This is a genomic window from Mesorhizobium sp. URHB0026 (assembly GCF_054059755.1).
Window position 1 is genome coordinate 5,155,346 of the sequence record NZ_JBSSCN010000001.1, and the last position, 13,994, is coordinate 5,169,339.

Annotated in this window: 3 protein-coding genes; 1 reads left to right on the forward strand and 2 read right to left on the reverse strand. The window is 65.1% G+C overall.

Annotated features, from left to right (window positions below; genetic code table 11):
- Window positions 1–95: 95 nt before the first annotated feature.
- Window positions 96–6,149, reverse strand: coding sequence for a translocation/assembly module TamB domain-containing protein (locus ACVWWD_RS25355; RefSeq protein ID WP_457103479.1), 6,054 nt, complete (start codon window positions 6,147–6,149; stop codon window positions 96–98).
- A gap of 2 nt (window positions 6,150–6,151) precedes the next feature.
- Entirely contained in the window at window positions 6,152–8,080 is a 1,929-nt protein-coding gene (locus ACVWWD_RS25360; protein ID WP_457103480.1) for an autotransporter assembly complex protein TamA, read from the reverse strand.
- Window positions 8,081–8,360: 280 nt separating this feature from the next.
- Between ACVWWD_RS25360 and ACVWWD_RS25365 the strand changes: the two genes are divergently transcribed.
- The gene (locus tag ACVWWD_RS25365) at window positions 8,361–13,841 is read left to right on the forward strand and encodes an alpha-2-macroglobulin family protein (protein ID WP_457103481.1); all 5,481 of its coding nucleotides are present in this window, start codon (window positions 8,361–8,363) and stop codon (window positions 13,839–13,841) included.
- The last annotated feature ends 153 nt before the right edge of the window (window positions 13,842–13,994 follow it).

Here is a 13,994-nt window from a genome sequence, read left to right on the forward strand (position 1 = left end):
GCCCAGATTTCGCCAAAATCTCTTCGAGCAATTAAATTGAGACATTCGCACTGGTTACGACAGCGCCAGCTGCGGCCAGGATGAAGGCCAGGGCCTCAATATTCCTTCTCGTAGAAGATGCCGCCCTTGGCTTCACCGGCGTCCGTCGCCTCGCCGCGCAATTTGACGCCGCGCCCGACATTGAGGTCGATGGTCGCCTTGCCGGAACCCGGCTTGTCCCCCTTCTGGATGGTCACATAGGTGCGGTCGTTCAGGTACTTGCCGGCCGAGACCGCCGTGCCGCCCTTGTCGTCGGTGGTCACGTCGAGGTCGTCGACGCCGATGGCGCTGCGCAGGTTTTCCAGAAGAGACGTCGAACCGCCGACGCCGGCCAATTGTCCGGCGGCCTCGGCCAGCTGCGCGATCTGCAGCGGCGACAGGTTCGACATCGACCGCCCGAAGATGAGTTGCGCCAGCACCTCGTCCTCCGGCAGCGCCGGCACCGAACTGAAGTTGAATTTGGGATTGGTCGCCTCGCCCGACACGACGATGGTGACGGTCGCGCCGGTTGTCGTCGTTGTCGCCGTCAGGTTGAGATAAGGCACCAACGAACCTGAGAACCCGACCGTGCCTTCGGTGAAGGTCAGCCGCTTGCCAAGGATCGACAGCCGGCCGCGCTGCAAGGTGAAGGTGCCGACGGCTTGCGGCGACGAGGCCGGGCCGGTCAGCTTGAGCGAGCCGCCGAGTTCGGCGTCGACACCCCTGCCCTGGATGAAGATCTGGTTCGGCGCGTTGACCGTGACGTCGAGCGCAAGACCGCTGCCACCGCTCTTGCCGCTGGTCGTGGCCGGGCGCAGCGCCTTGTCCTGCGCCCTGACCGGTCCCGGCGCATTCTTGTGCTTGACGTCGAGCGCCGAGAGCGAGCCCGGCAACTTGTCCGGGACCGTGATGACGGTCTTGGCCAGGTTGACGGTGCCGGCAATCACCGGTGCCGAAGTCAGCGGTCCCTTGATCGTCAGGTCGCCGCCAAGGTTGGCGGTCACCACGCGACCGTCCGTATAACGACCGTCCGTGAGCTTGATCGACAGGTCGGCCGGGAACCCTTGCGCCGGATTGATACCGACCGTGCCACTGGCCGACAGGCTGCCGCGCGTCGACAGTGTACCGGTCAGCCGGTTGATCCTGGCGACGCCGTTGCCGATCGAGACATCGAGGGCGATGTCGTTGACCGCGAGGCCCGAATTGGCATCGACCAAGCGTGCGCCGGACGCCCTCACCGTACCGCCGATGACGGGCGATTTCGCCGGGCCGCGCACCTGCACATTGACATTGGCGTTGCCGCTCAGCGACAGGCCCTGCGCGGCAAGCTTCTCGCTGAGGAGACCGAACGGCACCGCACCGTTGAAGTCGAGCGACAGCGCCGGCGTCCCTGATGTCGTCACCGTGCCGCCGCCCTTGAGGCCAAGGCCGGCCCCGTCGCTGATATTAGCGTTGAAGGCCAGCTTGTTGCCGGCAAAGGTGCCGGTCGAGGAAACGCTCACCGCACCTACCCCCGCGCCACGGGTCTGCGATGTCTGCACGCCCGCCGCGTCTATGTTGAAGGCAACAGCGGGGTTCGCCGGTGCGCCCGTCACCTTCACCGTGCCGGAGATGGAGCCCGCGGCATCGAGCCCGGGCGAAAAACTGTTGGCGAGCGACATCGGCACGCGCGCCAGCACCGCATTGATGTCGAGCGCCTGCCCGACCTTGCCGGTTAGCGTCGCGGTGCCGCCGCCAACGTTGAGCACCAGCCTGTCCAGCGTCGTCGTGCCATTGGCGATGCTGACGGTCGAGGCCTGGCCGATGGCCGCCTTGATGCCCTGGACGGTTGCCTGCCCCGAAGCGAGCTCGATCGTGGTGGTGCCGCCGGCCATCTTCACGCGGCCGGCTGCCCTGGCCGGAATGCCCTTGACCGTGGCGCCGCCGGAGAAGCCGGTCCAGTCGCCATCGCGCCTGAGGTCCACGTCGATGCCGCTGATCACGGTGCCGCCCGATATAACCGTGTCGGCGCGGATCTTGCCGGAGACGACTGGCGCCGCAAGATAGTTTGCGATCAACGCATCGATGGAAACTGCCTTTGCCTGGAGATCGCCACGCGTGATCGAGGTGGTAGCCGCCTTGATGGCGACCTGGGGTGCCGCGCCATTCCTGGAGAAGGCGATCGTGCCGCGAACGTCGCCTTCCGCCTTTTCCAGCGCCAGCGCGGCAAGTGGCCCGATGTCGGGGAGGTCGAGCGAAATTGTGCCTTCAGGCACGAACTTGTCGTCCAGCTCCAGATCGCCTGAGACGCGGTTCTTGCCCAGCGACAGCAGCAGTCCGTTGATGGCGCTCTTGCCGTTCGTCGTTGCCAGCACGGCACTCCCCTGCAGCGCCTGCCCGGCGACATTGCCGGTGAGTTGGACATTGGCCGCCGGATTGGCGGCATCGGCCTTGCCGGTAGCCGTGAGCTTTAACCCGGTGATCTCGCGCGATGCCACCGACAGCCCGTCGCTGTTGACGGTAAGCGACAGGTCGGGCGCCATGGCCGGCCCTTGCGCGCTCAGCGCGAAGGCGATGGCGCCCTTGGCATCCCTAGACAATGGCGAGATGTCGCTCAGCGTCCCCCTGATGTCGGCGGTCACCTTATTGTCGGCAAGGCTTGCCTGTCCGTCGGCGCTCAGCGCGCCGGAAGCCAGCTTCAATCCACCGATATGGAGATTGCCGTTGGGTTCGCGCTTCAGCGTGGCGCTTATCTGGGCGCGGTCGCCAAGCATGCCGCGTGCCGCCGTCGGCAAGGCCGACGATGGCGCATCCGCCTTCAGGTTGAGATCGATGGCACCGTCACGCAGCGATACCTGGCCGGCCACCTGGCTGCTCAGCGTATCGCTTTTCAGCGAGCCGCTGTCGATGGCCACGGTGTCGGCGCTCAGCCGGGCGCTGAGCGCGGCCGTGACCTTGCCGGCGATGAGCGGCGCAATCGTTGGATTGTCGAGCCCAACCTTGTCCACCGATACCGTTCCGGAAACCGGCCCGGCGCGATTCCGGAGATCGAATGCGTCCGAGTGCAGTGCCAGGGTCAGTCCGTCCACCTTCGCCGGGCTGGTGACGACCGAGGGCAGGATCACGGAAAGGTCCACTCGGGCATGCGTGCTTTCGCCCGCGATTTTGGCCGATACTGATCGGACCTCCATCTTGACGGGGCTCTCGGCGCTGCCGACCGTCAGCGGCAGGCTGGGGCCCGACGAGGTCAGATCGATCGCAAAATCGCTCGCGCCATTCGGATTGATGGTGCCTGTCGCCTGCCCGGAAACCTTGTCGCCGGACAGGGTTGCATGGTCGAGGGCGACGCCGCCGGCGATTGTGTAGCTGCCGGCCGCATCGACGGCGAGCGGTCCGAGCCCTGCCTGGCGGGTCTGGCTAGTCTCGGCACCGGCCAGTTTCGCGTTGAAACGGATGTCGGGAGTTGCCGGCGCTCCGCTCACTTCAGCGATACCGTCAAGCGTTCCCGTGGCATCCAGGCCAGGCGAAAACGCATTGGCAAGGGCCGCGGGCAAGGCGGATACCTGCGCCGCCAGATCGAGCGTCTCGCCAGCGCTGCCCCACAGCGCCACCCTGCCGCCGCCAATATCGAGCGCAAGCTTCTCGATCTTGGCCGTACCGTCGGCGATGGTCAGAGCCGACGGTTCGGCGATCGCCGCCTTGATGCCGCGAACGGTGGCCTCACCCGAGGCGATCTCGACGCTGGTGGTGCCCGCGGCGATCTTCACCCGGCCGGCAGCGGTCGCGGGAATGCCCGCTATGGTCGCGCCACCAGTGAAATCGGTCCAGTCGCCGTCGCGCTTGAGGTCGACGCCGATGCCGCTGATTTCCGTGCTTCCCGAAGTGACCGCATCGGCCTTGATGGTGCCCGAGATCGCCGGCGCTTGGAGATAATTGGCGACCAGCGCATTGATGGCGATCGCTTTGGCGGTAACCTCGCCACGCGCGACCGACGTGCTCCTGGCATCGATGGCAATGGACGGTGCATCGCCGTCCTTGCTGAACAAGATGGTGCCGTTGATGTCGCCGGTCACCGCCTGGCCGGCGAGCGCGGCCAACTGGTCGATGGCAGGTGCGGCGAGCGTCAGCCTGCCCAAGGGCATGAACTTTTCGTCGAGCGCCAGGTCGCCCGAGACCTTGTTGTCGCCCAGCGACACCAGGAATCCATTGATCGAACGCTTGCCCTCGCTGGTCACCAGGGCCGCCTTGATGTCGAGCGGCTGGTCGTTGACGGCGCCGGTCAGCGAGACGTTGGCGGAAGGGTTCGTTATGTCGGCCTTGCCGCTCGCGGTCAGCTTGATGGCCTTTACCGTACGGCCCGAAGCGGTCAGGCTGTCGCTGTTGGCGCTAACGTTGAAATCCGGCGCGGTCATCGCGCCGCTTGCCGACAGCGCGAAATCGACCCCGCCGGCAACCGGCACGCCGACCGTCGGCGACAACACCGAAACGTCGCCCAATTTGCCCTTGATGTCGGCCTGGATGTCAGTGCCTTGCATGCTGGCCGTACCGCTGGCGCTGAGCGATCCTGAAGTGAGTTCGATGGAGTTCGCGGCGAAAGATCCCTGCGGATCGCGCGATGCCGTGGCCGAGAACTTCACCCGGCCGCCGAGTACCGAGGCTATCTGCTGGGGAAACGCGGTGGCCACGGCATCGGCATTCATTTTGAGCTGCATCGACATGTCGGCGAGCGCCACCGTCGCCGTCAGCGAGGCATTGACCGCATCGGAGCGCAGCGTACCCTGATCGATGGCAATGGCGTCCTTGCTGATTGAACCGGCCAGATCGACATTGACCTTGCCGGTGATCAGCGGCGCCAACGTCGCGACGTCGGTTTTCAGGCCGCCCGCCTCCAGCTTGACGGCAACCGGGCCGGCGCGGTTCTGAATATCGAACCCGTCGGAATGGATTTGCGCTGCCAGATCGTCCAGCCGCGTGCCGCCGGCGACGATCGAAACGAAGGAGGCGCCGATGTCGACGATCGGCGCCTTTCCGTCGCCGAAGGCGCGCGCGGTGGCGTTCTTGATCGCGAGCGTGATCGGCTGCGCCTTGCTGCCGACACTGATCACCACGGGCGGGCCCTTGGCGGCGAGTTCGACCGACAGGTCGCTGGCGCCGGCAGGATCGGCAATGCCGGACGCGGTGCCGTGCACCGCATCGCTCTCGATGCTGGCCCGGTCGATGCTGATGCCGCCCACCGACGTGGCGGTGCCCGCGACATCGAAACTGGTCTTGCCGGCAAACAGCGGCTTCAGGTTTTCCGGCAGGAAACGCGCAAAATCGCCGTCGCCCTTTGCTTCGAGATGATTGCCCTTGTCGGTGAGCTGGTGACGGCCGGTGAGTTGGGTGACGATCCGATGGTCGACGAGGAAGGTGCCGACACCGCTCCAGTTGGCAAGCGGCCCGCTGCCCGAAACCACGATATCGACCGGTGGCGCATCCGGCAGCTTGAGCAGGTTGGCAATGATGCCGCCGGCCGGCTCCGACGCCTTGAGGTCGAGGTCCAGCTTGTTATCGGCGGGTGCGAAGTGGATCTTGGCGTCGACATTGCCCTGTTTGCCGTCGTGACGGGTGACGTTGAGCACCGTCTGGACCGCCAGTGGCGCGGCATCGGCCTTGAGCATTCCCTTGGCCGCCAGCTCGGCGATGCCGCTGCCGGCCAGTTGCTGGCCAAGCGCGATTTCCGGAAGCTCGATCTGCTTGATGTCGATGGAGACCGGCAGCGTCGTCGTGCCGCTCCGTGCGGGCGGCTGCGTACCGGCCACCGGCAGGCGTGCGAGTTCGACGCGATCGGCGGCGATGCGATCGGCGCTGAAGCTTTTGGACAAAAGGGCGGTCGGCGACCAGTCGACGGCCACCTTGCGCGCCACCAGCCAGGCGCCCTCACGGTCCTCGAGCACGACATGGTCGACGCTGAGATTACCCGACCAGATGCCGTCGATGCCGCTGACGGTGACCTTGCGGTCGTCGCTCGAAGCCAGCCGCGAAATGATGCCGGCGAGGTTGTCGCGCCCGCGCTCGGTCTTGGTCAGCACAACCAGCGCGCCGATCGCACCCGCGACCACGATCAGCAGCGTGTAAAGGACAATGCGAAGGATGCGCCAGACCGTCTTCATCGTCAGAACGCCTGTCCGATGCCGGCATAGATGCCGAAATGCGGATCACCTGGATCGCGGTTGAGCGGCACGGCCGCGTCGATACGCAGCGGCCCGAACGGCGTGACGTAGCGCAGGCCGACACCGGCGCCGACCTTGACGTCGGAGAAGTTGGGAACCGGCTTGGTCGACACAGTGCCGGCATCGACGAACGGCACGATACCGATCGTGTCGGTGACGGCGATGCGCATCTCGACTGAAGTCTCGAAGAAGGACAGGCCGCCGATCGGCTGGCCCGTGAAGTCCTTCGGGCCGATGCCCTGATAGGCATAGCCGCGCACCGAACCGCCGCCGCCGGAATAAAAACGTCGGTCGGCCGGGACGTTCTGCAGCCCGGTACCGACGATCGAGCCTACGGCGACACGTTCGGCCAGCACGAATTTCGAGGCCGTGTCCAGCGACTGATAGGCCGACTCTTCGCCCTTCAACTTGAGGAAGGCCGCACCGCTCAAAATATCGTAGCTCGGCTCGGCATAGGCCAGCAAACGGAAGCCGGTGGTCGGATTGAGCCGGTTGTCTCTGTTGTCATAGACATACTGCAGCGGAATGCTGGCGATCAGGTATTTGTGCTTGCCGAAGGCGTCGTGAATGCGCGAATAATCGAGCGCGACCTCGGCTGACACGGTCTGCTTCTTGTCGAGTTCATAGGACAGGCCGGTGCTGCCCTTGACCGAGAAATGGTCGTAGGCGTCGGGATGTTCCAGCACCGTCTTGACGCTGGCGAAGAACTTCGACGCCGGCCCGATGACGCCGGGTTTCTCGAACATGATGCCGGCATTGTAGTTCAGTTCGGAGAGATTGTTGCTGCCGATGCCGCTGATGGCACCGTCGATGCGCAACTTTTCGGCACGGCCAAACAGGTTGCGATGGCCCCAGTAGCCCTCCAGGCCAAGCCCCTCGGTATTCGAGAATGTGCCGCCCAGCCCAAAATAACGCGGCTTGCGCTCGCTGACCTGGACGCCGATCGGGATGTTGCCGTCCGCGTCGAGCTTGTCGGCTTCCCGGAAGGTGACACTGTTGAATACCTCGAGCGCCAGCAGCCTGTCGCGCGCGTCACTGATCTCCTGCGGCGAGTATTGCTTGCCGCGCTTCAACCCGGTCATGTATTCGGTGAAGTCGCGGTCGACCTTCTCGGTGCCTTCCACCGTGGTCGCGCCATAGCCGGCTACCGGGCCGGCCGCGACCGTCAGCGTCACGTCGAGCGTCGATGTGGCATGGTCGGCGACGATCTGCCGGTCGGTCACCCTGGCCAGCGGCCTGCCCTGCTCCTTCAGCGTCCGCACGATCAGCGCCTCGGCCTTGAGCACCGCGCCCGATCCGGCGTCGCCGCCTGATATCAGCCCATAATCGGCGCTCATCAGCCCCGCCGCGTCGCCTTCCAGCCTGATGTTGCCGAGCGTGAATTTGGGGCCGGCTGAGATGGTGATCACTACCGGGATGGGCTGCGGCCCCTTGAATTCGGCGTCCGGCGGCAATTCGTCGAGCGGCTTGCCGTCGATGGTGACGGTGACAACGCCTTCATAACGGGCATCGGCATAAAGGGCTGCGACCAGCTGTTCACGGTCGCTGCGTGCCTTGGCCATCAGCCCGAGCGAGCCCGAAACCGGTCGGTCCTCGTCGCTTTTCAGCGCCGAGGCGTTTTCGAGCTTCTTGACGAGGTCCTTGTCGGCATCGGGCGCGGAGATGGTCACCGCATAGCGCAGGGGATCGACAATGTCGGCGTCCTCGTCGCTGGACGATCCCCACAGCTTGATGCCGAAAAGCTCGAACGCGGCCGCGGACCCCGATTCGCAAAGCAGCGCCATCGAGCACATCATGGCCAAAGCCAGGGCGCGCGGAAGCACGCGCCCTGGCGCGATCCCTCCTGACATCTGCTCTTCATGCGCCGGCATTAAGACAACCTAGTTCGTAAAACTAAAATTGGAATGAAGTTCTGAAGCGCTCGTAAAGGGGCCACAATCCAATTGTCTGAAATAGGACGGGCTTGGAATTCACACCTTCTGCGTTTCCGCAAGAAAGCGTGATCCCCTTTGCCATGGAGGTTACTGTTCGCATACCGGTCCTTGGCCGGAAAATAAACCGTTGGCAGGCGGCACCTGCCGCGTTCGCGCGTTGACAAGCCCGACTGAAGCTTGATCATGCCCGGACGTCTGCAATTGTCTGGAGGGTGTAATGGCAATGCGCGCGGCTCGTGGTCTGTCGATTCTCGTCCTTTTTTTTCTTGCCTGGGGTAGCGTCGCGCAAGCGGCCGAGGCCCGGCGAATCGCGACGACGGACAATTCCGATTATTTCGGCTTCGATCTCCGGTCCGACCAGAACGTCACGCTCGACCAGTGCAAGACGACATGCCTCGGCGATCCGGCCTGCCGCGCCTTCACCTACAACACCAAGGCAAAATGGTGCTTTCTCAAATCCGACTATAACCAGTTGAAATCCTTCACCGGCGCGATCGCCGGCAAGGTCGTCAACATAGACGGCGATCCCGACATCGGCGCGCCGCCGGAACTCGCCTTCTTCCCCAACTGGATGGCCGACCAGGCCCAGCAATACCGCAACAAGCTGCTCGGCCCGGCCTTCGACAAGCCGACAGAGGGCATGGCGGCACTGACCAATGCCGCCGAACAGGCCGTGTTGACCGGCGACCATCGCTCCGCCATGCAGAAATACGAGGCCGCGGTCTCGGTCATGCCTGACGATGGCCAGCTCTGGCTCAAGCTGGCGCGCGAAACGCTGGCCGTGCAGCCTGCCGCCAACACCTCCGAAGCCTCGACTTTGCCGGCAAACGGCACGTCGGCCGCGTTCAACGCCTATAAGCTGCTGCGCACCACCAAGACTCGCGCCGAAGTGCTGGCGCTGCTCGGCGACGGTCTCGACAAGCGCGATCTCTACCGGCCGGCGCTGCAGGCCTATGAGGCCAGCCTTGCGCTGGAAAGCTCGCCCGCGGTCCAGGCCGACTATGCCGATCTGAAAGCCCGCAAAGGATTCCGCGTTGTTGATCACAGCATCGATGCCGACACCAGCGCGCCGCGCATCTGCGCGCAATTCTCCGAGGATCTAGTCAAGACCGGCGTCGACTACGCGCAGTTCGTCACCGTCGACAACGCGCCGCCAAAAGGCGTCGAGGCCAAGGACAAGCAGATCTGCGTCGAAGGCCTGGAGCATGGCCAGCACTACGACGTCACCTTCCGCGCCGGCCTGCCGGCCGCGATCGGCGAAGTGACCGCCGCCCCCGTGGTGCTGTCGATCTATGTGCAGGACCGCGCGCCGTCCGCCCGCTTCACCGGCGACAGCTTCGTGCTGCCCGCCGGCGCGCGCCGCGGCATCCCGGTCGTCACCGTCAACATGAACGCCGCCGAAATGAAGCTCTACCGCATCGGCGACCGTTCGCTGGCGCAGCTTCTGTCGGGCTATCAGTTCCTGCACCAGCTCGACGGCTATGACATCTCCAACATCTCCGAGCAGATGGGCGCGCCGGTCTGGCAGGGCCAGCTCGACATCGGCAACGACCTCAACAAGGAAGTCACCACCTCCTTCCCGGTCGACGAAGCGCTGCCGCAGCGCAAGCCCGGCGTCTATGTGCTGACCGCGCAGCCCGTCAACGACAAGAGCGACGATTACGGTTCGCTGGCCACGCAGTGGTTCGTCGTCTCCGACATCGGCTTGTCGACCTATACCGGCCAGGACGGGCTCAATGTCTTTGCCCGTTCGCTAGGCAGCGCCAAGCCGATTGCCGGCGCCGAATTGACGCTCGTTGCCAGGAACAACGAGGTTCTCGGCACCGCGACGTCGGATGCCGACGGCCATGCCGTCTTCAACCCTGGCCTGACGCGCGGTGACGGCGGGATGGTGCCGGCCGTGCTGATGGCCAAGCAGGGCGACAATGATTTCGTCTTCCTCGACATGGCCAAGGCCGGCTTCGACCTGTCCGACCGCGGCGTCACCGGACGCGCGGCACCAGGCGCGCTCGACGTCTATGCCTGGACCGAGCGCGGCATCTACCGCGCCGGCGAGGACGTCCATGTCGCCGCCCTTGCCCGCGATGGTGCGGCCAAGGCGGTCGAGAACCTGCCGCTGACCTTCATCTTCTCGCGCCCCGATGGCGTCGAGGACCGCCGCATCGTCAGTGACGGCGCATCGGCCGGCGGCCATGCCGTCGACCTGCCCCTCGAACCCAACGCCATGCGCGGCACCTGGTCGGTGTCGATCCATACCGACCCCAAGCAGCCGGCGGTTGCCAGCCAGATGTTCCTGGTCGAGGACTTCGTGCCGGATCGCATCGAATTCGACATGAAGGCCGACAAGCAGGAGATTGCGCGGGGCGAAACCGCCAACATCAACATTGACGGCCGCTTCCTCTATGGCGCGCCGGCGGCGGGCCTTGCGCTGGAAGGCGAGCTGACGCTGTCGACCTCTCGTGACTGGGACCGCTTCCCCGACTTTTCCTTCGGCCTCGCCGACGAGCAGTCGTCGGAGCCGACGGTCACGCCGCTCACCGACCTGCCGGTGGTAGGCGATGACGGCAAGGCGACCTTCCCTGTTACCGTCGACCAGTTGCCCTCGACCACCAAGTTGGTCGACGGCAAGGTGACGGTGCGCATGCGCGAAACCGGCGGCCGCGCCATCGAGCGCTCGCTCAACATCGGCATCCGCCCGCAAGGCCACATGATCGGCATCCGTCCGGATTTCGCCGATGGTGAGGTGCCGCAGGGCGGCACCGCCAAGTTCAGCCTGATCGCCGTCGATCCCGACGGCAAGCGCGAGGCGCTGAAAGCCGCGCAGTGGACACTGGTCAAGGTCGAACGGAACTACCAGTGGTATCGCTCCAACAATTCCTGGAACTACGAGCCGGTCTCCTTCACCAAGTCGATTGCCAATGGCCAGGTCGACCTCGGCGCCGACGGCGACGCAACCGTCTCCGTACCGGTCGATTGGGGCCAGTACCGGCTCGAGGTCGAGACATCCGATCCCGAGGGGCCGGCGACCAGCTATGAGTTCGACGCCGGCTGGTATGTCGCCTCGACGACCACCGAAACGCCCGACGGCCTGGAGATCGCCCTCGACAAGGACAATTACGCCGCGGGCGAAGTGGCCAAGCTGAAAATCTCGCCGCATTTTGCCGGCGAACTTCTCGTCAACATCGGTTCCGACAAGCTGTTGAAGACCATCACGGCGACCGTGCCGGCCGGCGGCAGCACCGTCGACATTCCGGTCGGCGACGATTGGGGCGCCGGCGCCTATGTCACGGCCACCCTGTTCCGGCCGGGCGATACGCAGGAAACGCGCATGCCGGCCCGCGCCATCGGCGTGAAATGGCTGACGGTCGATCCGGGCGCCAAGAAGCTCGCCATCACCCTGACGCCGCCCGACAAGACCGTGCCGCGCCAGCAACTGTCGGTCCCGGTTTCCGTGGCCGGCGTGCAGCCGGGCACGAACGCCTATGTCACGGTTGCCGCCGTCGACGTCGGCATCCTCAACCTGACCAACTACAAGGCGCCAGACCCGGAGAACTGGTTCTTCGGCCAGCGCATGCTGGGCATGGAGATCCGTGACATCTACGGCCGCCTGATCGATGGCTCGCTGGGCACCACCGGCAAGCTCCGGACCGGCGGCGACGGCGCCAATATGCAGGCGCAGGGCAGCCCGCCCACCGAAAAGCTGGTCGCCTTCTTCTCCGGCATCGTCCAGCTCGACGCCGACGGCAAGGCGCGGATCGACTTCGATATCCCGCAGTTCAACGGCACCGTGCGGGTCATGGCCGTCGCCTGGACCAAGGAAGCGGTCGGCCATGCCCAGGCGGACGTGATCGTGCGCGATCCCATAGTGATTACCGCCGGCCTGCCGCGCTTTCTGGCGCCTGGCGACAACGCCGTCATGCGCCTCGACGTGGCCGACACCGACGGCCCGGCCGGCGACTATGCGCTGTCGATCGATACGACGGGCGACCTGTCGACCGGCGACAAGCCCCTGCCCCAGAAGCTGACGCTCGCACACGGCAAGCGCCAGACGCTTACCGTGCCGCTGATCGCCAGGACGGCGGGCAATGCCTCGCTCACCATCAAGCTGGCGCACGCCGACGGCACCAAGGTCGAGCAGACGCTCTATGTGCCGGTGCGCCCGGCGCAATTGCCGGTCACCACGCGCCTTGTGGTCGACCTCAAGGGCAATGGCGGCGCGCTGCGCGTCGACAAGGAACTCTTGGCGGCCAGCCTGCTCGACGGCGCTTCGGTCAGTGTCGGCGTTTCGCAGGCGGCGGCCTTCGACGTGCCCTCGCTGCTGATGACGCTCGATCGCTACCCCTATGGCTGCGCCGAGCAGACCACCAGCCGCGCCATGCCGCTTCTCTACGTCAACGAGATGGCATCCGGCGTCGGCATGGAAAGTGATCCGGACCTGCACGGCCGCATTCAGGATGCGATCTACAAAGTCCTGAGCTACCAATCCTCGAGCGGCAGCTTCGGCCTGTGGGGTCCGGGCTCCGGCGACCCGTGGCTCGACGCCTATGTCAGCGAATTCCTGACCAGGGCGCGGGAGCAGAAATACGACGTGCCGGCTCTCGCGATGAACCAGGCGCTCAAAAACCTGCAGAACTCGCTCGGCTACGACCAGAGCGTACAGGACCGCGGCAGCGAGATCGCCTACGCGCTCTATGTGCTCGCCCGCAACAAGAAGGCCTCGATCGGCGATCTGCGCTATTACGCAGACACGCAGCTCGAAGCTTTCTCGAGCCCGATGGCCGTTGCCCAGCTGGCGGCCAGCCTGGCGCTCTATGGCGACGCGCAGCGTTCGGAGGCGACGTTCAAGACCGCGCTGCAGCTCGCCAAATCGAGCACGGACTACGATTGGTACCGCTCCGACTACGGTTCGGCGTTGCGTGACGGCGCGGCCATGCTGTCGCTGGCGGCGGAATCAAAGCCCGTATCGACCATCGTGCCCGAGCTGATCAAACTGGTGACCAGGGAACGCGCCGAAGCGCACTGGACCAGCACCCAGGATGATTCCTGGATGCTGCTGGCGGCGCGCGCGCTGAAGGAAGGCAACGACTCCATCGCGCTGACCGTCAATGGCGCGCCGCATTCGGGTGGTTATTCCAACCAAGTCAACGGCTCTGAACTGGTCGACAGCCCGCTGGAAGTCGCCAACACCGGCAAGACCCCGCTGCAGGCCGTCGTCACCACCGTGGCGTCGCCGATCCAGCCCTTGCCGGCCGGCGGTGACGGCTTCACCATCAGCCGCACCTACTACAAGCTAGACGGCACCGAAGCCAATGTGACCGAGGCTACCCAGAACGAACGCTATGTCGTCGTGCTCAAGGTCACCGAGCAGAACAGCTGGCCGTCGCGCCTGCTGGTCACCGACCTGTTGCCGGCCGGTTTCGAGATCGACAATCCAGGCCTCGTCTCCAGCGCCCAGTTGACGAACTTCTCCTGGCTGGCACAGACCGACGCCGCGCATCTGGAATTCCGCGACGACCGGTTCGTCGCGGCATTCAACCCGGCCGATGGCGACCATGACCACAATCTGACGCTTGCCTATGTCGTGCGCGCCGTGACGCCGGGTACCTACGCCCATCCGGCGGCAACGGTTGAGGACATGTACCGTCCGCAATATTCAGCCCGCACCGCCACCGGCATGATGGAGATCAAGGCACCGTAAGGCGATGCTGGCGAATATGAACAGGACGACGGCGCTGCCCCTCATCCGCCTGCCGGCACCTTCTCCCCGTATAGTGACGGGGAGAAGGGAGCTATCTCGAACTTCGCCGCTTTTTCTGCAACGCTGGCGATTGGCGAAACCATCAGCAACAGC

Bases quoted from the DNA above. Each gene is read 5' to 3' on its own strand.
- ACVWWD_RS25365 (WP_457103481.1), top strand. From the start codon at position 8,361: ATGGCAATGCGCGCGGCTCGTGGTCTGTCGATTCTCGTCCTTTTTTTT.
- ACVWWD_RS25355 (WP_457103479.1), bottom strand. From the start codon at position 6,149: ATGAAGACGGTCTGGCGCATCCTTCGCATTGTCCTTTACACGCTGCTG.
- ACVWWD_RS25360 (WP_457103480.1), bottom strand. From the start codon at position 8,080: ATGCCGGCGCATGAAGAGCAGATGTCAGGAGGGATCGCGCCAGGGCGC.